The following is a 22,846-nucleotide window of genomic DNA, read 5'->3' as shown; positions in this document are numbered from 1 at the left end:
AGAAATCTTACTTTTATAAGAGTAAAATAAACGAATATTCAATTAATAAAGTATTGGAGAGATGAAAAATGAAAATATCTGAATTGAAAAAAAGCGGTCATGCTCCGTCATTATTAGCTTCATTCCTTTATTTTGATATCAGTTTTATGATTTGGGTATTATTAGGGGCGCTCGGTGTCTATATTACAAAGGATTTCGGACTTTCCCCAGCTGAAAAAGGCTTGATTGTGGCCATTCCGATTTTGGGAGGATCATTTTTTCGAATCGTCCTTGGTTTTTTGACTGACCGCATCGGCCCGCGGAAAACCGCAATCGGCGGGATGCTTGTTACGATGATTCCACTTTTTTGGGGATGGTTATTCGGTGAAAGTTTAGCAGAGCTTTATTTAATAGGAATTTTGCTGGGAGTGGCAGGAGCAAGTTTTGCAGCAGCACTTCCTATGGCTAGTCGTTGGTATCCCCCGCATTTGCAGGGTCTTGCGATGGGGATTGCAGGTGCCGGTAACAGCGGAACTCTTTTTGCGACATTGTTCGGACCTCGTATTGCAGATTCTCTTGGCTGGCATAATGTTATGGGATTAGCTTTGATTCCTTTAACCATCGTGTTTATCATTTATATTTTAATAGCAAAAGACGCGCCATCTCAACCGCCAGCAAAACCACTAAAGGAATATTTCAACGTATTTAAAATAACGGACACTTGGTATTTCTGTATTCTTTACAGTGTGACTTTTGGGGGCTTTGTCGGGTTTACTAGCTTTTTAAGCATCTTTTTTGTTGATGAGTATGGGTTAACACGAATAAGGGCGGGGGAATTTGTTACATTATGTGTCATAGCCGGGAGTTTCTTTCGTCCCGTCGGAGGATTTATTGCCGATAAAATAGGTGGAGTTAAACTGCTTATGTTTTTATTTATTGGACTCACTATATGTATGTTTGGGATTAGTTTTCTTTACTCTCTTACTGCCGTTACGATCCTCCTGTTCATCGGAATGCTATTTCTCGGTATGGGCAACGGAGCTGTCTTTCAGTTAGTTCCACAGCGATTTTCTAAAGAAATAGGTTTTATCACAGGGATTGTAGGAGCTGCCGGAGGTGTTGGCGGATTCTTGGTTCCAAACATACTAGGTACGTTGAAACAGATTACTGGCACATATGCTACAGGATTTTTAGTATTTTCCGCAGTTGGAATCGTGGCTTTGCTTATCCTGGGCCTAGCTCAGCTTTCATGGAGAAAAACGTGGGTAGTCGGAAAAAATTCAGTTAAGATCTAGAACTTTGTTTACTTAGTTTGGCTTTTTACAGTACTTGTTTTTTGGGGGGATAAAATGTATAAACAAAAACTGGTCTTAGTAGGGAACGGAATGGCGGGATTACATTGTGTTGAATCCATCATAAGTAAGGATCCGACTGCATTTGAGATTACTATTTTCGGAAGTGAACCTCACGTTAACTATAACCGAATTTTATTGTCGTCTGTACTTCAAGGCAACACCTCATTTAAAGATATTACGATAAATGATCGAAACTGGTATACGGAGAATAATATCCAATTGTTCACAGGTGAAACGGTAGTAAAAATCGATAAAGAGACCAGGAAGATAAAAACAGACAAAGAACGGGAAGTTTACTACGATAAACTGATAATCGCCACAGGTTCTGTCCCGTTCATTCTTCCTGTCACAGGTGCAGATAAAGAAGGCGTCATTGCATTTCGGACGATTGAAGATTGCCAAAAGATGATTGAAACTTCACGCAAACATAAAAAAGCAGTCGTCATCGGAGGCGGTTTGTTAGGTTTGGAAGCGGCGAGAGGGTTGTTAAACCTTGGTATGGAAGTGCATGTCGTTCATATCGCTGACTATTTAATGGAAAGGCAGCTCGATTCAACGGCATCACTTTTACTGCAAAAGGAATTGGAAAACCAGGGAATGAACTTTCTTTTAAAAAAGGAAACACAGGAGTTAATCGGTAACGAGCGTGTAGAGCGCGTCCGTTTTAAAGATGGAACGGAGCTGGATGCAGATTTGGTCGTTATGGCTGCGGGAGTGAGACCGAATATTCAGTTGGCCAAAGAAAGCGGAATTGATACAAATCGTGCGATTATTGTAAACGATTATTTAGAAACGAGCATCCCAGATATTTATGCGGTTGGTGAATGTGCCGAACATCAAGGGATTGTTTATGGACTGGTTAAGCCTTTATATGAACAAGGTGAAGTGCTGGCAAAGCATATTTGCAAGATGAAATGCAGCGGATACCAAGGCTCGGTCCTTTCGACCCAGTTGAAAATATCAGGAGTTGAGTTATTTTCTGTTGGAGATTTCCTTGGTGATGAAACAATGAAATCCATCACAACTTTTGATGAACTGGAGAGTGTTTATAAAAAGGTGGTTTTTCAAGGAAGAAAAATCATAGGTGCTGTTCTGTATGGAGATACAACCAACAGCTCACGATTACTCGATATGATTTTAAAGCGGCAAGAAGTATCGTCAGAGGAAAAGAGTGCACTATTCCAATCACCAAGTACGGCTGCGGGATTAATCGCTTCGATGGCAAATCATGAAATCATTTGCCATTGTAATGCTGTTTCAAAGGGAGGAATCATTGAAGCGGTTCAAAATAAGGGATTGACGACAGTGGAACAAGTTAAACAATGCACAAAGGCTTCCGGTTCTTGCGGCGGATGTAAGCCGGCAGTGACCGAGCTTTTGACCTATATTCAAAGTAATCTTTCCACTCAGGATAAGAAACAAACTGCATTTTGCTCATGTACCACATTAACGGAGGATGAAGTCGTGTATAAAATGCAGCTCCAAGACGTATCGACTGTCCAAGAAGCGATGGATGTTCTTGGATGGGAAGATACAAAGGGTTGTTCAACTTGCAGGCCTGCATTGAGCTATTATTTAGGGATGATTCATCCAGAGTACGAGATCAGACAGCAAACTCTTTTCATAAACGAAAAAAAGAATGCAACAGTTCAAAGTGATAACCGATACTCTGTTATCCCGCAAATGTACGGAGGGATTACGAATGCAATAGACTTGCGAAAAATTGCTAATGTTGCAGATAAATATGATATATCTCAGGTTGCGGTTACAAGTGAACAAAGGATTCATTTAATGGGGGTGAAAAAAGAAGATCTCCCAGGTGTGTGGGCTGATTTAGACATGCCGTTAAGTTCGAAATATGGTAACACCGTTCAAAACGTCAAAACATGTATCGGCGAGAATGTTTGCTCTTGTGAAAAACAGCAATCCCTTTCACTTGCTGTCGATTTGGAAAAAAGATTGGAGCATGTATCAACACCATACCGGATAAAGATGGGCATATCCGCTTGTATGCATAACGGTGCAGGATCAACAACGAAAGATATAGGTGTAATGGGCGTTGACAGAGGCTGGGAGATATATGTGGGCGGAAGCAGTGGGCGTAATGTTCGTGCCGGTGAACTGTTATGTGTGGCAGGGACAAATGATGAAGCAATTGAAATCATCATCGGCTTTATTCAATATTATCGTGAAACAGCCAATTACTTAGAACGGACTTGGCAATGGATTGAACGAGTGGGTTTAATTCATGTTAGAGAAGTTTTGTTTGATAATGAACTTAGTCAGCAACTATCTCAACGATTGGAAATGGCGTAGATCAGAGAATGAACTAAGTGAAAATACCTTTAGATATACGGATAAATGTTTGTACCAGAAGAAATTAATGAGTAAAGGGTGAGGAGCCTTGACCGAATTATTATTAAAGTATTTCCGCACGAAGCAACAAGAGGTCCAATCAGAAAAACGATATGATACACAATGTCCATTTTGCAGCATGCAATGTAAGATGCAGATGCTGGAACAAACAATAGTGACAAGAAAAAAGTATATGACGATTGGAAAAGATAATCCAACCTCAGAGGGGCGCTTATGCATTAAAGGAATGAATGCACACCAACATGCTTTGCATAAAGATCGAATTAAATATCCATTATTGAAAAAAAATGGGGAATTTATTCGAATATCATGGGAGGAAGCATTAAGCCACATAAAGGAAAATTTCACTAAAATACAAGCAGAAGATGGTGTAAATGCATTATCTGTTTATGGGAGTGCATCCATTTTAAATGAAGAAGCCTATTTACTTGGGAAATTTGCAAGAGTGGCTTTAAAAACAAAGTATATAGATTATAATGGCCGTTTGTGCATGTCTGCAGCTGCTTCGGCAGCAAGCCAAACATTTGGTATGGACAGGGGCCTGACCAACAGCTTATCAGAGGTTCCGTTCACAAAGTGCATAATCTTGGCTGGTACTAATATTGCAGAATGCCAGCCGACAATCATGCCGTACTTTGAGCAAGCAAAACAAAATGGGGCATATATCATTGCTGTAGATCCCCGGGAAACAGCAACAACGAAAATGGCCGACTTACATCTAAAAGTAAAACCAGGTATGGATGCCGCCTTGGCAAACGGATTATTAAAAGTGATCATTGAAGAGGATCTTATTGATGAAGCGTTTATCCGGGAACGTGCAAATGGCTATAAAGAAGTTGAAGAGTATGTTACATCTTTAAAGTTGGAGGAAATTGCAGAAATGACAGGGGTTCCAAGTGACCAAATCCAAAAAGCGGCTGCCATGTTCGGGAAAGAAGAATCAGGAATGATTTTTACAGCAAGGGGAGTTGAGCAGCAAACAGATGGTTCGGCCGCCGTTCGAAATTTTCTTAATATTCTTATTATTACAGGAAAAATTGGAAAAGTGAATTCTGGTTATGGAGCTATCACTGGACAGGGAAATGGGCAGGGAGCAAGAGAACATGGCCAAAAGGCAGACCAGCTGCCAGGGTATCGCATGATTGAAAATGAGGAACATAGATTACATATTGCAAGAATATGGGGAATTGATGAGACTGAATTGCCACGTAAAGGTGTCTCGGCATACGAGATGATAGAGAAGATAAATGAAGGGGAAATTACCGGCATGTTTTTAATGTGTTCCAATCCCATTGTTTCCAATCCAAATGCTAACTTTGTCAAAAAGGCTTTGAAAAAATTAAAGTTTCTTGTCGCAGTAGACATGTTCGTTTCTGAAACTGCTAGATTGGCTGATTTGATTTTACCTACATCGTCTTATTTAGAGGATGAGGGAACAATGACGAATTTAGAAGGGCGGGTAACGTTGCGGGAAGCAAGTTTTTCATCAACTGGGGAAGTGAAGCATGATTGGCAAATCATTTGTGATATAGCTAAAGCTCTTGGGAAAGGGGAGCATTTTCCCTTTCAATCTGCGAGAGAGATTTTCGATGAATTGAGAGTCGCAAGCCGCGGGGGGACCGCTGATTATTATGGTATAACGTATGATCGCTTAAGAAAAGAAGGAGGCATATTGTGGCCATGCCCATCCATTGACCATAAAGGGACAAAAAGGTTATTCGAATCGTCTTTTGCCCACCCGGACGGAAAGGCGGCCATGGTAGTGGTTAATAACGTGCCTCTTGTTCCAAAAGAACAGCCATGTCCGGAATTTCCGCTTTATTTAACAACAGGAAGAATCATGTCACATTATTTAACAGGAGTACAAACGAGAAAAAGTTCATCATTAGCCGCAAGAAATTTTGAATCATATATGGAAATCCATCCGGAAACAGCCAAGAAATATCATATTTCAGACAATACTTTGGTGAAAATTGAATCAAGGCGCGGAAGTATTGTTGTAAGGAGCAAATGGTCCGCAACCATTCGCCATGATACTATATTCGTCCCTTTTCATTGGGCAGACTCCCAAAATGTCAATCGTCTTGTTTCACAGGATTTAGACCCGACATGCAAAATGCCCGGCTTTAAAGTCAGTGCTGTAAAAGTACATCCTATCTTAGAGTTAACGTCTCATTAAGGGGAGGTTCTCTTCCCCTTCACCATATTTTTTTGGTTCATTCATAATCGAAAAGTTGAGCCTAATCACATTTCATGACTAAACAACAAAAGGGGATAAAGGATGGAAAAAGGTAAGGTCTATATAGTTGGTGCCGGACCTGGTGATCCGGACTTAATTACTGTCAAGGCAATCAAATGCATCGCGGAAGCGGATGTCATCTTGTATGATCGATTGGTAAATCGTGAATTGCTTTCATACGGTAAACCAGAAGCTGAATACATTTATTGCGGTAAAGCGCCTGGTATACATTGTGTCCCTCAGGAGGGCATTCATCAATTATTAATAAGTAAAACAATGGAGAGAAAAACGATTGTTCGTCTAAAAGGGGGAGATCCATTCATTTTTGGTCGTGGCGGTGAGGAAGCAGAAGTGCTAGCAAAGCACGGAATTCAATTTGAAATAGTCCCTGGAATCGCATCTGGAATCGCTGCGCCAGCTTATGCTGGAATTCCCCTGACTCACAGGGAATGGGGGAGTTCCTTCGCAATCGTCACAGGACACTGCGTGACCGGCAAACCTGATAACATCAACTGGCATCATTTGACACATGGTGTTGATACCATTGTTATTTATATGGGTATGAAAAACCTTCCATATATCTGTAAACAATTACGCTCCTGTGGAATGAAGCCCGAAACTGCCATTGCAGTCATCGAACAAGGAACGACAGGTTTACAACGAACTATTACAGGAACAATCGATTCAATAGTGGCCGTTACAAGAGAGCAGGTTGCCAATCCCGCCATGATCGTAATAGGAGAAGTGGTGAATTTATCCGAGAAATTATCATGGTTTTCCGAGAAAACAAAAGTTAAGGAGTTCGCATAGAAAAGGAATGATTACCTAGAAAACATTTACTGTAATGAACATGAAAACTGGACATGAAAGTCATTATGTCTTCATTTTATTTGCTTGTACAAATTTGGACGTTGATTTCCACTTCAGGCACTCGCTTTCCGCGGGCGATCCGGGAGCCTCCTCGGCGCCTTTGCGCCTGCGGGGTCTCCCCTGGACTCGCTTTTCCGGCAGGAGTCTCGTACCTTCCGTTCCAATCAACTTGTTTTAACTTTTAGATAGTATCCTTTTGCCTAAAGTCTTCATTGTTTTAAAATAGCATTAATAAAACTTGAAGTGATCAGGATCCTTTCTTAACATGATTCTATTTAATGAGATCAACTGGTGCCAGCGAACCATTTGGTTCGTAAAATGGAGGCTGCCATTGACTTTTCTTTCATTTATGATTTGGTGAAAGATATGTATTCAGAGGTAGGATGCTCAAATATTGACTCGGTTATAGTAGTTAAACTGACTTCATTTAATATACCTTCGGAATTCGATTAATGCGTAAAACAATTATGAAGTTGAAACAAAAATGGCTTAACATAGTGGCTCGATGAGACCAAATCTCTTAACCCTTTGGTCAAAATTCCAAGGGAATTTTAAAAGGGGTTCGGAATTTTTTAATTCCGAACCCCTTTTGTATGCAAACTGACTGGACATGAAAGTCATCATGTCCAGTTTAATAATGTTAACTGTTATTTTAAAAAGACAAGGGGCTATGGACAGTTAAAGTACTTATTGAATCGGTTAATTATAACGGTTGCTTAGAAAAATCAATTACGCAGGCCAAAGTGTGCATTTAATTGGCCCTGCAGCATTTTTTTTCGCATTTTTTCCTGTTCAATTTTTCTTTTCTCTTTTAATTTTTCCTGTCTAATTTCATGGGTTTGCACTCCATCCTCTATTTTATCGGCGATTTCCACTAATGCTTTGACGTCGGAAAAAGAGTATTTACGGTTACCACCCTTAGACCTTTCGGGGAAAACGAGTTTTCTTTCTTCATAATACCGGATTTGTCTATCGGATAGTCCGGTTAATTCTCTGACCACACCTATGGAAATTACCTTTCTATCTATATAAGATTCTTTATGCTGGACGATGAAAATCACCTCATTTTGGATTTATGCTGAATCAATAAGGATATTATATCCTAATTTTCTGAATATTTGTAATAAAAACTAACATTAATTATTAATTTTTAAAAACTATGTAAGATTTTATAACACATTAGTGGCGATAAAAAGTGACGTCACCTATAATCAATCATATCATCCTTTCAAAAAAATCTTATTGGAGGACAAAACATGTCTAAGCAGAAATTGGCACTCATTGGGAATGGTATGGCTGGAGTAAGATGTATAGAAGAAATTTTGAAAATTCAACCGGAGAGGTTTGATGTGACTGTCTTCGGAAGTGAGCCGCATCCAAATTATGATCGAATCCAACTATCGAATGTATTGCAAGGGGCTACGACGATAGATGATATTACAATAAATGATTGGAACTGGTACAAAGAGAACAATATTACACTTTTTTCAGGTGAAACAGTCACGAACATCGACACCACTAAGCAAATCATATATTCAGATGCTAATCGCGAAGTCGCTTATGATCGATTAATTTTAGCTACCGGATCAATCCCATTCATTCTGCCGATAAAGGGGGCTGATAAAAAAGGAGTGACGGCCTTTAGAAATATGGAAGACTGCGAAAAAATGATTGAATATTCGAAAAATAATAAAAAGGCTGCTGTCATTGGTGGAGGATTGCTGGGTCTTGAAGCAGCAAGGGGGCTTTTGAATCTAGGTATGCAGGTAGATGTTATTCACCTTTCGGAATATTTGATGGATAGGCAGTTAGATCCAGCAGCAGGAAAAATGCTGCAAAGGGAACTGGAAAGCCAGGGAATGAATTTTTATCTCGGGAAACAGACTCAGGAGGTTTTAGGTGAAATTGATGTCAAAGGATTACGCTTTAGTGATGGCGAGGAAATCTGCGCCGACTTAGTGGTCATGGCAGTTGGGATTAAGCCAAATGTTTTAATGGCCCAAAATTCCGGCATCCCTGTCAATCGGGGAATTATCGTGAATGATTATATGGAGACGAGGATCCCGAATATTTTTGCGGTTGGTGAATGTGCGGAACACCGTGAGATGGTGTATGGTTTGGTCGCTCCCCTTTATGAACAGGGTAAAGTATTAGCCAAAAGGATTTGCGGACTGGAAAGCAAAGCTTATGAGGGGTCCGTGCTTTCTACTAAGTTAAAAATATCTGGTGTTGATGTATTTTCGGCTGGAGAAATTTTCGAGGATGAACAAGCCAAATCAATCAAGGAATTTAATGAATGGAATGGTACTTACAAAAAAGTAATGATTCGAAATGGGAAAATTTCTGGTGCGGTATTATTCGGGGATACAAAGGAAAGCAATGCCCTATTGAGCATGATCAATAAAAATGCCGACGTTTCGGAGTATTTAAATGTAGGAACAAGTGAACCAAGTGTCAGCCTTGTCACTTCGATGTCAAATGAAGAAATCATCTGTGGTTGTAATGGTGTAACGAAGGGTGATATTGTGACGGCTATCGAATCTAACGGTTTAACAAGCATTGAGGAAGTAAAAGGCTGCACAAGTGCTTCGAGATCATGCGGTGGTTGTAAGCCGTTAGTCGGTGATATTCTCGAGCTGACATTAGGCGCTGATTTCAGTAAGTCAAACCAGAAGGAATCCATATGTACGTGCACCACTTTATCAAGAGATGAGGTTGTTGCCGAAATACGCGAAAAAAACCTGACACATACTCGTGAAGTCATGAATGTTCTCGGCTGGAATACAAGTGATGGATGCTCTAAATGTAAACCGGCACTGAACTATTACTTAGGCATGATCCATCCTGTTGACTATGAAGATGAAAAAGAATCCCGCTATGTCAATGAAAGGCTACATGCAAATATTCAAAAGGATGGTACATTTTCCGTTGTGCCAAGAATGTATGGCGGCGTCACAAATCCCGATCAATTACGGAAAATAGCAAATGTTGCCGATAAGTATAATGTTAAGTTACTTAAGGTAACAGGCGGTCAAAGAATAGATTTGTTCGGCGTTGAAAAAGAAGACCTTCCAAGCGTATGGGCCGACTTGGATATGCCTTCTGGATATGCGTATGGAAAAACGCTTCGAACTGTGAAAACATGTGTCGGTGAAAACTTTTGCCGTTTTGGCACCCAAGATTCAATCGGTCTGGGCATTGCCATGGAGAAGAAATTCGAACGTGTAGGCACACCGCATAAGGTTAAGATGGCTGTGTCGGCATGTCCTCGTAATTGTGCTGAATCCGGTATCAAAGATCTTGGTGTTGTCGGTGTTGACGGTGCATGGGAAATTTATATTGGCGGCAATGGCGGTACTCATTTACGAGCTGCTGAATTATTATGCAAAGTGAAAACAAGTGATGAGGTAATTGAAATTACGGGTGCGTACATCCAACATTATCGAGAGACTGCCAATTATTTAGAAAGAACGTCGGTCTGGGTTGATCGTGTTGGTTTCGATACCATTAAGGAGATTATTGGTGATAAGCAAAAAAGGATGGAGCTTAACCAACGCTTGGATGAGGCCTTATCCGTATTGCAAGAACCGTGGAAAGAAATCATTGAGAGCAATGCGATCCAAACCGGTTTATTTCAAAAAGTGAAAATTCCGGCTATATCAAATAAATGAATATGGGGGCAGCCTAAATGGGGAAAACACTTCAAAAGATAAAGGTCTCAACCGTAAATGCAATGCCAAAAAACCTGGGGAAAACAGTAACGATAGGATCTCATGAAATTGCTCTTTTTCATTTAGCAAATGGGGAATTCCGGGCTATTGAAAATCGTTGCCCACACAAAGGTGGTGTTCTGGTGGAAGGCATTGTGAGTGGTGATCACGTATTTTGCCCGATGCATGACTGGAAAATCAGTGTCAAGAATGGAGAAGTCCAAAAACCTGATAATGGTTGTGTAAAGACATACCATGTCGAAATAGAAGATGGTAATGTTTATATAGTTTTATAACCAGCTGCCCTGGATAGTCTCTTAGACTATCCATTTTTTCTTTGTCGATTTTTGAACTAAATTCCTCCGATGAAATAATTGATAAATATTTCCACAACAAATATAATTCTAGTTAGTAAAGGAATGACTAAAAAATAAAAAGATTGTAAACGGTTTCCATGATGAACCGAAATTTAAACAAATAAAGTTATAGGGGAAAGGTTGGCGTTTCATGAACAAATTATCTGTTGGCGTTTTTACCTTTATGCTATATTTTGTTCCTTTATCAAATACACCTGTAATAGCAGAAGTACAACCAGATTACAAGCTTTATGTGATGGCCCCATTGGGTGAAATAACAGATTGGGAGGCATTTAATGCAGAGCTGACCCAGTTGAAGGAAAATGGAGTATATGCAATTACGACAGATATCTGGTGGGGATTGGTCGAGAGTAAAAAAGATAATCAGTTTGATTGGTCCTATTATAAAAAATATGCGGAAACCGTGAAAGCCTCCGGTTTAAAATGGGTGCCCATTTTGTCTACGCACCAATGCGGCGGTAATGTGGGGGATGATTGCAACTATCCCATACCAAGTTGGCTCTGGAATAAAGACACAGCCGAAAACATGGCTTTCAAGAGTGAAAGTGGTTTCTGGAATAAGGAAGTACTTGCTCCTTGGTGGGAAGGCACAGCCGATCAGTACAATGAATTGTACAAATCCTTTGCAGAGAACTTTGCTGATAAAAAGGGTTTAATAGCAAAGATATATCTAAGTGCAGGACCGGCAGGGGAATTAAGATATCCCTCCTACCAGAATGCCGATGGCTGGGATTATCCTGAGAGGGGACAGCTTCAAGTTTATACAGAAGGAGCAAAACGGGATTTCAGGCTTGCCATGCGAGAAAAATATTCCACGATAAAAAAATTAAATGCCGCTTGGGGCAAAACGTATAAAAACTGGAATGAGATTCAGCCGCCAGGAAATGGGGATGAATTTTTCACCAAGGGCGGAGCAATCGACACTAGATTTGGATACGATTTTATGCAGTGGTATCAAGGAGCACTCGAAAAGCATCTTGCAAAAATCTCGAAGTTTGCCCATAAACATTTTGATAAAGTCTTTGGCGTGCCAATTGGAGCTAAAATTTCAGGAGTCCATTGGAAAATGAATGATCCAGTAATGCCGCATTCAGCAGAGTATAGTGCTGGGTACCATAACTACTCCCAATTGTTGAATCAATTTAAGAAATCGAATATGGCCCTCACATTCACCTGTCTGGAAATGGGAGATCAAGACGCACATACTGCACCGTCCTATAGCGCTCCTAAGACTTTGGTGACTCATATTGCCTCTTTAGCTAATGAAAAAGGAATTTCTTTAAACGGAGAAAATGCACTCCCTCTGATCAATAATGAATGGGGCTTTGACAATGTAGCAGAAATGGTTTTTAACCATGGTTTTGAGGGATTTACATTGCTTAGGATGTCTTATTTATTCGACGATGAAGGAAATCCAACAAATGAGTTCAGGATGATGGCTGATAAATTGGAAGGCAAGTCGATTCCCGTTACATTCACAGTTGAAAATGTACCTGCCACACAGGGAGTTTACTTAATTGGGGACAGAGGGGAAATCGGTCGATGGAATCCTGAAGATTACGAATATAAACTCACTCAAAACACAGATGGCACCTGGAGTGGAACATTTCGTTTAGCTGCAGATCGATTCTATGAATTCAAGTTCGTCCTGAAGGATGAAAATGGCGCTATTACTTGGCAAGATGGGGAAAATAATAGTTATAAAACTCCTTTGAATGGAAAAGGAAACTATAAAACTTCATGGTAGATGGGTTTATAGGGCTATGATTTAAAATTCAGACGACAAAAGGTGGTTCGGAATGATCTCACAACCATGATTGGTAAACTTAATATCCTTCTGTTTTTTTTACTGCTTTGTATACATGAATTCCTGAATAGATTAAAGAAATTTTCGACGATCCTGCCGAGTAACTGTCTGCCAAGCCGCTTCGCTTTGATACGGCTTGGCAAACAGTTGGCGGAAAGGGAGCGGATTTCTGAAATCATCTAGAATATTTTTCGGTTTTAAAGCATGAAGAGGTAATCAACGTTCAAATTTTACAATATGACTAACTAAGCAGGATTTGTGGGAAGAATATAAGGTATGGAAAATCATCACAAGTTAGAGTATAAAAAATCCAATCCAACTGCACTGTATATTTGTACTGACCCCATTGAGGCAATATTTTTTAATACTTAAATGATATTAATTTACATTAAAAAGTAACAAGGGATATTTATAGAATAAAACAACACGAAAGGGAGGAATTGAAATATATGAAGACAATGATTACTTGGACAGGGGAACTGGCCTTTTCTGGCACAACTCCGTCGGGACATGAAATAAAGATGGATGCCGCCGAAGAAGCAGGAGGTAAAAATAGTGGAGCAAGACCCACAGAATTACTTTTACACTCTCTTGCCGGCTGTACAGGAATTGATATTGTCATGATTTTAAAGAAAATGCGATTTGAAACAAAGGCCTTTCAAATAGAAATAGAGGGGGTACGGTCAGAAAATCATCCTAAACGTTTTACCGATTTTCATATCCATTATTTATTAGAGGGAGATCTACCTGAAGATAAAGTCGTCCGTGCGATTCAATTATCCAAAAATACGTACTGTTCAGTGTATCACTCATTGAATGCCAACATTAAAATCAGCTATTCAATAAATGGTGTTAAAGGAAAACAAGACATATAATATGTAATTTAAAGGACTATTGTTTTATTAGCCGTATAATAAAAACAGCCCCATTTTTGAAAATGGGGCTGTTTTTACTGAAATGAACATACTCATTTCATGAATAATCATCTATTCCAAAACGTGCAAACCACAGAAAATAATCCCCCTCATGTTAATCCAAGGGGATTCTTTCGAAAATATCAATCTAAAATTGGTTTTCAAGGTTAATGAGCTCCATTTTACGGAAGGAAAGGGATAATTCAGTAAGCAAGTAATCAAAATGTAATGGTTTGTCATTGGAATGCCCTTGATGTTAGGAGTTTATCCATATAAACTTTAGATACTATTGAGGAGTGGTTAAGTTGAAAGAGATAACAATTGACAAATTAATTTTTAAAAATCATTTATCGATGATTGAACAATATTCATTGAAAGATTTCATGTTTAAGTGGCTCGGCAGCCCCGAAGAAGGTTTAGATGATCTTCTCCCGCTTACATACACAGATCAAGTTTTTGCAAAAATGGAAACGGCATCGGAGACTAAAATCAAGATTCATGGAGAAGAAACCTTCAGATATGTCACCATTACGGAAGATAATCAAATCGTAATAGTGGGCTTGGATCCGAATCAAGAGTTAAAGTTTAGAATTGTGTCCCTGGAAGAGCGTTTGAAAAGCTACTAAAACTGAATCAAATTTTCAAAAATAATTAAGGCCGTTCCTGTGGAATGGCCTTTTTAAGGTATTTTTTTTCATCACGTTAAGAGAGTCGTCAATATTACATGTTAACTGTAATCGAGAGTAATTGAAACCCTTATCTTATGAAAGTTAAGCGAATAACTCTTTAAACTCGCGATATTTTTGGATTAATTTAACAAAATATAAATGTTTATTGGTTTGTCTTAGTATATTATAGAGTAACGAAGTCGACTAAACATTTGGGGGGAATTGAGATGAGCGAGACGTTGGCAAGTTCAATAAAAACGCTTTTGAAGGAAACGTTTGAAGGACCGGGAAATGAAGGAAGCTATTATACTGAATCAAAACCGAATACCGGGGTTTTTGGTACACTTGATGGTTTAACTGCAATAGATGCTTCACGTTCCATAAACGGATCGACAATTGCGGCACACGCAGACCACACCCGGTATTATTTATGGGTGGTCCAATCGATGATCAATGGCACGAACTTTGAAAAAGATTGGGAAGAAAGCTGGACCATTACTACTGTTGATGAGGTGAAATGGGCTGAAATCAGAGAGGAATTACATAAAGAATATGTATCTCTTTTCGCAGAAATCGAAACAATCGATTTAGGAAAATGGCTGACAAATGTAAATGCGACCATTGCCCACTCAGCTTATCATCTTGGAGCGTTACGGCAAATGATAAAAAGCCTTGAAATAGAAAAATAATATAATATATTGAGAGTTTTTAAACTGATTGGAACGTATGGCATTCGCTTTCCGAAGGAAGTCCGCCCTTGGCACTCTTGCGCCTGGATTCTCCTTTCGACGTTTTTTCCGAGGGAGTCTGGTACACGCGTTCCAATCAACTTTGTTTGAAAACCCAGATAGATACCTTTTAGTCTTAGTCGATAAGAGGTGTTAAAATGATCTCATCCCTAAGTTGAGGATTTATAATATCTGATAGTTTATTTCCTTTTTCATATACTTGAATGAAGTCATAAAAAAATCCCCAGTAACACCCATACCTCTTCAACAATCAAAAGTGTCTCTTTTTTTAATACCATACATAATATCTGAGTTCAGATCTCAAGTAATATACTTCCATTCTCCGAATGAATCATCATAATCCCTGCCCAATCCGTCTAGTGAATCAAGGAATAATAAACGCCTTCAAGAATGATTAAGTGCATCACTGATATGGAAACCAATAAAACCCTTTTCCACTTTGCTTATCAATGAAGATATAATTCCAAAATACTCCTTTGCTGAAACACGAGCATATAAGAATCACTTTAACTAACGGGGCCAGTTTAGTTGTAAAAGGATTTAATAATATACTTGATGATATTAGAATAAAACAAATAAAGTGTGTCAATAATAAAATTGACAGGACACCAATCAGTGTCATATAATAAAAGACACCAATTGGTGTCCAATTAAAGGGTGGGTGATTTTGAACGAGAAAAATCAAGAACGTGATATTTATGTAGCCATCGCTGACCCAACAAGACGTAAATTGCTACGTTTGTTGGCGGACGTGGAGGAATTGCCACTAAATGAGTTGACCGTACATTTTGAAATGGGCCGTACTGCGGTTTCAAAGCATTTGGCAATCCTTAAAGAGGTAGGTCTAGTAATCAGCAGAAAAGTTGGCAGGGAAACCCGTTATCGACTGAATGCAGGTCCGTTGAGAGAAATTGAGGATTGGGTATCGTTTTACAGAAGATTCTGGAGTGAAAGAATATCACTTTTAAATCAAATATTAGAGGAGGAATAAAAATGAGTTTAACAGTAACACAAGATTTTAATTTTAAGAGCCCGATCGAGAAGGTATGGCTTGCCTTAACGGATGCAAATACTCTTGGGAAATGGGTAATGGCTAATGATATTAAACCTGTCGTCGGACATAAATTCCAGTTTCGGAATGAACAGTGGAATTTGATTATTGATTCCGAAGTTCTTGAAGTCGAGGAGCCTTATAAGTTATCTTACACCTGGGTAGGCGGCGGTATAAACACTACAGTTACATGGACCTTAAAGCACGAGGATGGAACAACCCACTTACATCTCGAACAAACAGGATTCGAAAAAGAAGATCAAGCGTTCAATGGTGCGAAATATGGTTGGGCGAAAATGGGCGAAGAACTTAATAACGTGTTAGAGGTATTGTAAGACCAAACCTCTGCCTTGTTTTTTAGTATTCAGCTAACGTAAAAGAAAAAAGCTAACTGCTCGGAAAAAGGAGTGTTCCGTGATGACAAAAAGTAGAACGAATCCTAAGGTTGATGAATTTTTAGGTAAAGCTAAAAAGTGGAAAGAAGAATATGAGACGTTAAGAAATATCGTTCTTGACTGTGAACTGGCCGAAGAATTTAAATGGATGCATCCCTGTTATACGTTTGAGAATAAAAACATCGTTTTAATACATGGATTTAAAGAATATTGTGCGCTTCTGTTTCACAAAGGTGCCTTGTTACAGGATGCCCACGGGCTTCTAATTCAACAAACCGAGAATGTACAGGGAGCGCGCCAGATTCGGTTCACTAATGTTCAAGAAATAGTTGCAACGGAATCCATTCTGAAAGCCTATATTCATGAAGCCATTGAAGTTGAAAAAGCCGGGTTGGAAGTGGAATTTAAAAAGAACGAAGAATTCATAATTCCTGAAGAACTTCACAATAAGTTCGATGACTTCCCTGCCTTGAAAACTGCTTTTGAAGCATTGACCCCAGGAAGGCAAAGAGCATACATCCTTTATTTTTCACAAGCCAAACAATCCAAAACCCGAGAGTCACGAATCGAAAAATGCATGCAGAAAATTCTCGATGGGAAGGGTTTAAAAGATTAATATATTTGATGAGAAAATATGTTTTAGATTTCACCCCACTTTGCGTTCATTCGAACTCCTTTTTGGAACGCAAGCAACCACTCAACCGAAGAATAAAATGGATAAAAACAAAAAAGTTATCCATAGAGTGTAAGCTATCTGCCGTGTAACAGGCCTGCTTGTTGCAGCTAATAAAATCAAAGCTTGAACTAACGAGTGTTATCTTGAACAAGTTTAAGTAATGATTCCAACATACCACTAATAAAATAGGGCACTTTTATGGAGTAGCAAAAAAGCCCAATTTCTCAATTTTATTACTGAGAAATTGGGCTTTTTTCGAATATTTCGATTCAGGAAAATGCTAACGACCATGGCCCACCTCACGTATCAATTTGGAACGTTACGACAAATGAAAAAACCCTTGAAATGGAAAAATAAGCTAACAATTTGATGGTTAACATGATTGGAAAACTGGGCAATCTTGTATTCTTGGACTCGCTTTTCCTGCAGGAATCTCACGCCTTCCGTTCCAATCAAATTTGTTTTATAAGATAGAACTCCTTTAGTACTATAATCCTTTTTGATGGAAGAAATTTGCGAAACTCCTGCCGAAAAACTGGCTAGCCGAGACCCCACAGACGCTTGCGTCGAGGAGGCTTGGCAGACAGCCGGCGGAAAGGGAGCGGATTTCTGAAATCAAGGGAAATTTTTTTGAGAAAAAAACCGCAGGGAAACGCGATTTCTTCGTACTTATCTAAAGACAAGAGTACCCCTCATGTTCTTTTACTGTAATACCTATTGGATGGATGAATTTTGCGAGAATCCTGCCAAATAATTGGCTTGACGAGACCCCACTGCCGCTTGCGGTGAGGAGGCTCGGCAGACAGTCGGCGAAAAAGGAGCGGATTTTTGAAATCAAGGGAAATTTTTTAAGAAAAAACCGCAGGGGAACGCGATTTCTTCGTACTTATCTAAAAAACAAGAATAGAGTAACCTTCATGTTTTTTACTGTAATCCTTATTGGATATGACAGCTTATGCATTCAGAAACACACTCTTTTGTAGGTTATTGTTATATTGTGTCAGATTATACTAAGAATTCTTTACATATTAAAGGGTTCAAGTCTTAATTGTAGAAGTATATAATCATGATGCTTTTAGCAAAGGATTACTGACCGCAAGGATTTTGACGTAGAAGGAGGGCTCTTAATTAAAAAGCAGCTGTTTAAACTAAGTATATTTTGCTTTATAATCTTTGTTCAAACATTATGGTCTCCCGCTGTTTTTGCTGAAGAAAAAACATTTATAATTGCTGGAGAAAGTGCCCTTCCACCATTTTCATTTGAAAATGAAGCTGGTGAACTGACAGGCATCAATATTGATCTAATGGAGGAAATAGCGAAATATAATGACGTAGATTTCAAATATATTCCGATGAGGATGGAAGATGCCGAAAAAGCCTTAAGTAAAGGAACAATTGATGCAATTGTTGGAAGTACCTATAATACCGAAAAAGAAAACCAATTTGATTTCACGCAATCCTATTTTACAATGTCCCAATCCATAATCATTCCTAGTAAAAGGAAACAGGATATTCATACGTTAACGGATCTACGTGATTCACATGTTGTCCTTGACCATAGCACACCAGTTATCAATACTTTTCTCAATATGAGGAATACAAACTTAACGACCGTTTCGAATCAATACTCCGGAATTTTAACATTATTGAACAACCGAGCCGATGTGTTCATCGGAAACAAATGGACTGCTGATTTCTATTTAAAAAAGTTCCGCCAAGAAAAGAATTACATCATTCTTGATGAAGTCATTGAACCTGCGGATTATACGATTGCAGTGAAAAAGGGAAATCAATCGCTTCTTTTCATGATGGACAATGCACTCACAGAACTTAAGGCAAACCGAAATATCAATGGGATAATCGATAAATGGGTAATGCCGCAATCCAATCAAAAAATTGCCAGACTCGAACAATTCATATTTTGGTTGATCATAATCTTAACTGCCGTGGCCCTTATCCTTCTAATCATTTACATATGGAATCAAAAGCTAAAAAAATCCGTACATAACCAGACTTTGAAATTACATTTATTAAATAAGGATTTAGAGAAACAACGGCAAAACATCGCCAATGCTGAAGCGTTCAAAGATCAAATCTTAAACAATATCCATAATGGCATCATAACATTCGATCTCGATTTCATGATTACTAGCTGCAATGCAAAGGCATCGGACATTCTTAACATTTCCAAGGAAATGATTCTGAATATTACGAATCATTCGCATTTAATGAAGAATTTCGAAGCTTTACACCAAGAACAAAATGAGAATAATCGTACGGGTTCTTTTCGAATCTTGGTCTTAAATGAGGAAAATGAACAAAAGGTGATTTCATATTCGATGCATAAGATGTTCAATTCTGAAGATAAACAAACCGGATACTTACTTTCCATGAATGACGAAACGGAAAAGAAAACATTGGAGAAAAAATTGGTCACACAAGAAAAGCTGCACGCCCTTGGTCAACTCGTTGCAGGTGTGGCACATGAAATAAGGAATCCTTTAACATCGATTAAAACGTTCATTGATTTACTTCCGAGTAAATATGATAATCCTCAATTCCGACAAGTTCTAATGGAACACTTGCCTACTGAAGTTAACCGCTTGAATGCGATTGTTACCGATTTAATTGAATATGCACGTCCGCGCCCGCCAAATATAACAAATTGCCACGCTCATGAGCTTATATCCTTACTTGCTTTTCATAAGGTGACAATGGAAAAAAAACAAATAAATTTCGAGCAGATGATTGAGGAGGACTTGATTTTTTATATAGATTTACAACAAATTCAACAAGTACTTCTTAACATGGTTTTGAATTCGATTCATGCCGTTGAAGAAACAAAGGAAAAGAATATTAAAATCACCATTGATAAAGTGAACGAAAAGACAGGGCGGATTGCCATATCGGATACGGGAAAAGGGATGAAGCAGGAAGAACTGAACCATATTTTTGAGCCTTTTTTCACGAATAAAGAAAAGGGCGTCGGTTTGGGACTTACGTTATCGTATAGTCTTATTAAAGAAAATAACGGAGATATCCATGTGAAAAGTTACCCTAATTCAGGAACGACATTCACCATTTTACTACCTATATATATTGAATAGAAGCCTGGAAAGAGGAGGAGTCATATGAAAATGCAAGTATTGGTGATTGATGATGAACCTGCTATTTGCACCGCTCTTAGCTTTGCATTGGAAGATTCTTATGATGTCATGACAACTACAGACCCGGATGAGGGTCTACGGAAAATCGACGATCAGCACCTTGATATTGTGTTACTTGATTTAAGAATAGGAAATAAAAGTGGACTTGATGTCCTACAGAAAATCAAACAAATATCACCTAACGTGACAGTCATCATGATGACTGCCTATTCATCCATTGAAACTTCCATTGAGGCCATAAAAAAAGGCGCCTACTACTATATTGAAAAGCCAATTAATATTGAAGAACTTTCTTTGCTGTTGATGAGGGCAGCCGAATTCAAACAGATGTCCAATCAATTGGAGTCATTACATGAAGAATTAGAGATTCAAAAGGGATTCGGTAACTTCTTTGGAAACAGCAAGGCGATGCAGCGTATTTTCTCAATGATCGAAAGAGTGAAAGATATTGATTCCAGTGTTCTCATCACGGGTGAAAGCGGTACTGGAAAGGAGCTTGTAGCCCGAAATATCCATACGATGGGGAGAAGGAAAAACAATCCAATGCAGATCGTCAACTGTGCGGCAATTCCTGAGATGCTGCTGGAATCTGAATTGTTCGGTTATGAGAAGGGAGCATTTTCCGGTGCAACTCAGAGGAAGGAAGGGAAATTCGTTGCTGCTAATGGAGGCATTCTTTTTCTTGATGAGATCAGTGAAATGCCCCTTCCACTTCAAGCCAAATTATTAAGGGTATTGCAGGAACGGGAGGTGACGCCTCTGGGATCCAATACAAAAATCTCATTGGACGTCCGTATTATAAGTGCAGCCAATAAAAACCTGGAACAAATGGTGATGGAAGGGGAATTTAGGGAGGACTTGTTTTTCAGGCTCAATGTCATTCCCATCTCGATGCCGCCTTTAAGAGATAGAAAAGAAGATTTACCGATCCTTATGGATTATTTTATAAAAAAACACGCGAAGGATATGAATCGTGAAGAAAAGATGTTCTCGGCAACAGCACGTCGAATTTTATTGGATTATCATTACCCTGGGAATGTTCGTGAGCTTGGTAACATTATAGAATATGCTGTTGCCCTATCAAACTCAAAAAAAATGGAAGATACCGACTTGCCGCAGTATGTTCAAGAACAGAAGTTCATTCTCCAGCCGGATGGCACTGCCGAAGATTTTAACAGTTTCAGGATTCCCATTGGCATTTCCATGAAAGAGATAGAAGAAAAAGTCATAACGGCCACTCTTCAATATTGTAATAATCATCGCCAAAAAACAGCCCAAATCCTAAAAATTTCTGAAAGGAGCCTTCGTGATAAAATCAAGCTCATTTCAAAAGAAGAATAAAGGATTCATCGTGTTAACCGGCAATTTTTTCTGGAAAACCGGAAAAAATTGCCGGTTTATCCTTTTATTATATTCAAGAAATCGGCAGGATTTGCGTTTTAAAGCAGAAAATCGACTTGGCATGGCATTTGCATCTAAATTCATTAAGAAAGGAGAATCACGATGAAAAATGGAGCACTCTTTATAAAAGTCGCTTTGTTATTTTGTTTCATGACAGGATGTTCTTTTATGAATGAGCAGCAGGAAATATCTAAACCTGCTACTACCTTGATACAGAGGCAACTAACTTCTGAAGGACAGGATTTAAATAACAGGATGTTAATCATTGGAACCGGAGATATGACAGGTGTTTACTTTTCATTGGGACAAAGCTTATCAAATATGTATGAAAAATACAACGGTGCTGTGTCAGGTACCCAGGTCACCGATGCTTCCATCGAAAATACTGAATTGGTTAGCCGTCATCGGGCAGAAATTGGTTTTACCTCAGTGGATGTACTGGATTTGCCTGAAACGGATAAATCCAAGTTAAGAGCTTTAACGGCCCTATATTCCAATTATGTTCAAATTGTTTCTACTAAACAAAATGATATTGATTCCTTGGACGATTTAGTGGGTAAACGCATTAGTGTAGGGACGGCTGGAAGCGGTACAAGGCTTATTGCAGAGCGGATACTGTTAGAATCCGATTTACCGACTGATCAATTGAATTTATCCTATCTTTCTTTTTCTCAATCTGCAGAAGCATTACGAAATGGTACCATTGATGCAGCTTTCTTTTCTTCGGGAATCCCTAATAATGAAATCGCTTTCATATCCAAGCAGACGGAACTAACTTTCATTCCAATACCGGGAGACATCATTGAACGCCTTCAAAAACAATATGGAGTTTATACTCATAATGAAATTCCCAAAGATACATACAGGGGGATGAAAAAAAATGTCCAAACGATTTCAATTAAAAATGTCCTGGTAACCTACAAGGAAATGTCCGATCCTCATGCTTACAATCTTGTGAAAACATTATATGAACATCTGCCTGAACTGCAGCATACACATCCAGCTGCTTCTGATATTTCAATAACGGAAGCAACTAAACAAGTTCCCTTGGATTTTCATCCAGGTGCCGTGAATTATTTCACCGAACAAGGAATTATTGGTAATCAATGAAA

18 protein-coding genes and 1 pseudogene are annotated in these 22,846 nt (G+C 38.8%); 18 read left to right on the top strand and 1 reads right to left on the bottom strand.

Annotation, left to right across the window (positions count from 1 at the left end; all coding sequences use genetic code 11):
- Window positions 1-68: 68 nt before the first annotated feature.
- The 5 genes and pseudogenes from J7I90_RS02780 to J7I90_RS02760 form a co-directional block, all read left to right on the top strand.
- On the top strand, window positions 69-1,274 hold the full coding sequence (locus tag J7I90_RS02780) for a nitrate/nitrite transporter (protein WP_214768291.1): 1,206 nt from the start codon (window positions 69-71) through the stop codon (window positions 1,272-1,274).
- A gap of 54 nt (window positions 1,275-1,328) precedes the next feature.
- Window positions 1,329-3,650, top strand: coding sequence for a nitrite reductase large subunit NirB (nirB, locus tag J7I90_RS02775; RefSeq protein ID WP_214768290.1), 2,322 nt, complete (start codon window positions 1,329-1,331; stop codon window positions 3,648-3,650).
- An 88-nt stretch (window positions 3,651-3,738) separates the two neighbouring features.
- Window positions 3,739-5,889: an assimilatory nitrate reductase catalytic subunit NasC gene (nasC, locus tag J7I90_RS02770; RefSeq protein ID WP_214768289.1), complete on the top strand. Its 2,151-nt coding sequence runs from the start codon at window positions 3,739-3,741 to the stop codon at window positions 5,887-5,889.
- A 102-nt stretch (window positions 5,890-5,991) separates the two neighbouring features.
- On the top strand, window positions 5,992-6,759 hold the full coding sequence (gene cobA / locus J7I90_RS02765) for a uroporphyrinogen-III C-methyltransferase (RefSeq protein WP_214768288.1): 768 nt from the start codon (window positions 5,992-5,994) through the stop codon (window positions 6,757-6,759).
- Between the two features lie 348 nt (window positions 6,760-7,107).
- A pseudogene (locus tag J7I90_RS02760) lies at window positions 7,108-7,309 on the top strand (transposase); the annotation flags it as partial.
- Between the two features lie 235 nt (window positions 7,310-7,544).
- On the opposite strand, the gene J7I90_RS02755 reads toward J7I90_RS02760, so the two are convergent.
- The gene (locus J7I90_RS02755; RefSeq protein ID WP_214768409.1) at window positions 7,545-7,871 is read right to left on the bottom strand and encodes a MerR family transcriptional regulator; all 327 of its coding nucleotides are present in this window, start codon (window positions 7,869-7,871) and stop codon (window positions 7,545-7,547) included.
- A gap of 204 nt (window positions 7,872-8,075) precedes the next feature.
- Here J7I90_RS02755 and nirB (J7I90_RS02750) point away from each other — a divergent pair, with 204 nt between their 5' ends.
- The 13 genes from nirB (J7I90_RS02750) to J7I90_RS02690 all read left to right on the top strand — a co-directional run bounded on the left by nirB (J7I90_RS02750) (window position 8,076) and on the right by J7I90_RS02690 (window position 22,844).
- On the top strand, window positions 8,076-10,490 hold the full coding sequence (gene nirB / locus J7I90_RS02750; protein ID WP_214768287.1) for a nitrite reductase large subunit NirB: 2,415 nt from the start codon (window positions 8,076-8,078) through the stop codon (window positions 10,488-10,490).
- 17 nt (window positions 10,491-10,507) lie between these two features.
- Window positions 10,508-10,825, top strand: a complete 318-nt coding sequence (nirD, locus tag J7I90_RS02745; RefSeq protein ID WP_214768286.1) for a nitrite reductase small subunit NirD — start codon at window positions 10,508-10,510, stop codon at window positions 10,823-10,825.
- A 211-nt stretch (window positions 10,826-11,036) separates the two neighbouring features.
- Window positions 11,037-12,653: a family 14 glycosylhydrolase gene (locus tag J7I90_RS02740; RefSeq protein WP_214768285.1), complete on the top strand. Its 1,617-nt coding sequence runs from the start codon at window positions 11,037-11,039 to the stop codon at window positions 12,651-12,653.
- 66 nt (window positions 12,654-12,719) lie between these two features.
- Window positions 12,720-12,896 carry a hypothetical protein gene (locus tag J7I90_RS02735; RefSeq protein ID WP_214768284.1) on the top strand — a complete coding sequence of 59 codons (177 nt, stop codon included), beginning with the start codon at window positions 12,720-12,722 and terminating at the stop codon, window positions 12,894-12,896.
- A gap of 266 nt (window positions 12,897-13,162) precedes the next feature.
- Window positions 13,163-13,588, top strand: coding sequence for an OsmC family protein (locus J7I90_RS02730; protein ID WP_095678434.1), 426 nt, complete (start codon window positions 13,163-13,165; stop codon window positions 13,586-13,588).
- Between the two features lie 344 nt (window positions 13,589-13,932).
- Window positions 13,933-14,253 (top strand): hypothetical protein, encoded by a 321-nt coding sequence (locus J7I90_RS02725; RefSeq protein WP_214768283.1) that lies wholly within the window; start codon window positions 13,933-13,935, stop codon window positions 14,251-14,253.
- A gap of 269 nt (window positions 14,254-14,522) precedes the next feature.
- A complete protein-coding gene (locus J7I90_RS02720) occupies window positions 14,523-14,984 on the top strand; it encodes a hypothetical protein (protein WP_214768282.1) in 462 nt (153 codons plus the stop codon).
- A 727-nt stretch (window positions 14,985-15,711) separates the two neighbouring features.
- Complete coding sequence (locus J7I90_RS02715; protein WP_214768281.1) at window positions 15,712-16,035, top strand: ArsR/SmtB family transcription factor; 324 nt, start codon at window positions 15,712-15,714, stop codon at window positions 16,033-16,035.
- A gap of 2 nt (window positions 16,036-16,037) precedes the next feature.
- The gene (locus J7I90_RS02710) at window positions 16,038-16,430 is read left to right on the top strand and encodes an SRPBCC family protein (RefSeq protein WP_063593577.1); all 393 of its coding nucleotides are present in this window, start codon (window positions 16,038-16,040) and stop codon (window positions 16,428-16,430) included.
- 82 nt (window positions 16,431-16,512) lie between these two features.
- Window positions 16,513-17,106 (top strand): YdeI/OmpD-associated family protein, encoded by a 594-nt coding sequence (locus J7I90_RS02705; RefSeq protein WP_214768280.1) that lies wholly within the window; start codon window positions 16,513-16,515, stop codon window positions 17,104-17,106.
- 1,145 nt (window positions 17,107-18,251) lie between these two features.
- Window positions 18,252-20,273 carry a transporter substrate-binding domain-containing protein gene (locus J7I90_RS02700; protein ID WP_311380984.1) on the top strand — a complete coding sequence of 674 codons (2,022 nt, stop codon included), beginning with the start codon at window positions 18,252-18,254 and terminating at the stop codon, window positions 20,271-20,273.
- A gap of 24 nt (window positions 20,274-20,297) precedes the next feature.
- Window positions 20,298-21,674 (top strand): sigma-54-dependent transcriptional regulator, encoded by a 1,377-nt coding sequence (locus J7I90_RS02695; protein ID WP_251025052.1) that lies wholly within the window; start codon window positions 20,298-20,300, stop codon window positions 21,672-21,674.
- 162 nt (window positions 21,675-21,836) lie between these two features.
- The gene (locus tag J7I90_RS02690; RefSeq protein ID WP_214768278.1) at window positions 21,837-22,844 is read left to right on the top strand and encodes a TAXI family TRAP transporter solute-binding subunit; all 1,008 of its coding nucleotides are present in this window, start codon (window positions 21,837-21,839) and stop codon (window positions 22,842-22,844) included.
- Window positions 22,845-22,846 lie beyond the last annotated feature (2 nt).

It is taken from the genome of Bacillus sp. ISL-57 (genome assembly GCF_018613135.1).
Lineage (GTDB): Bacteria > Bacillota > Bacilli > Bacillales > DSM-1321 > Peribacillus > Peribacillus frigoritolerans.
The sequence above is the reverse complement of the archived record's forward strand: the minus strand, read 5'-3'. Positions and strand labels throughout refer to the sequence as shown.

Bases quoted from the DNA above. Each gene is read 5' to 3' on its own strand.
- J7I90_RS02780 (WP_214768291.1), top strand. From the start codon at position 69: ATGAAAATATCTGAATTGAAAAAAAGCGGTCATGCTCCGTCATTATTA.
- nirB (WP_214768290.1), top strand. From the start codon at position 1,329: ATGTATAAACAAAAACTGGTCTTAGTAGGGAACGGAATGGCGGGATTA.
- cobA (WP_214768288.1), top strand. From the start codon at position 5,992: ATGGAAAAAGGTAAGGTCTATATAGTTGGTGCCGGACCTGGTGATCCG.
- nirB (WP_214768287.1), top strand. From the start codon at position 8,076: ATGTCTAAGCAGAAATTGGCACTCATTGGGAATGGTATGGCTGGAGTA.
- nirD (WP_214768286.1), top strand. From the start codon at position 10,508: ATGGGGAAAACACTTCAAAAGATAAAGGTCTCAACCGTAAATGCAATG.
- J7I90_RS02740 (WP_214768285.1), top strand. From the start codon at position 11,037: ATGAACAAATTATCTGTTGGCGTTTTTACCTTTATGCTATATTTTGTT.
- J7I90_RS02735 (WP_214768284.1), top strand. From the start codon at position 12,720: ATGATTGGTAAACTTAATATCCTTCTGTTTTTTTTACTGCTTTGTATA.
- J7I90_RS02730 (WP_095678434.1), top strand. From the start codon at position 13,163: ATGAAGACAATGATTACTTGGACAGGGGAACTGGCCTTTTCTGGCACA.
- J7I90_RS02720 (WP_214768282.1), top strand. From the start codon at position 14,523: ATGAGCGAGACGTTGGCAAGTTCAATAAAAACGCTTTTGAAGGAAACG.
- J7I90_RS02710 (WP_063593577.1), top strand. From the start codon at position 16,038: ATGAGTTTAACAGTAACACAAGATTTTAATTTTAAGAGCCCGATCGAG.
- J7I90_RS02705 (WP_214768280.1), top strand. From the start codon at position 16,513: ATGACAAAAAGTAGAACGAATCCTAAGGTTGATGAATTTTTAGGTAAA.
- J7I90_RS02695 (WP_251025052.1), top strand. From the start codon at position 20,298: ATGAAAATGCAAGTATTGGTGATTGATGATGAACCTGCTATTTGCACC.
- J7I90_RS02690 (WP_214768278.1), top strand. From the start codon at position 21,837: ATGAAAAATGGAGCACTCTTTATAAAAGTCGCTTTGTTATTTTGTTTC.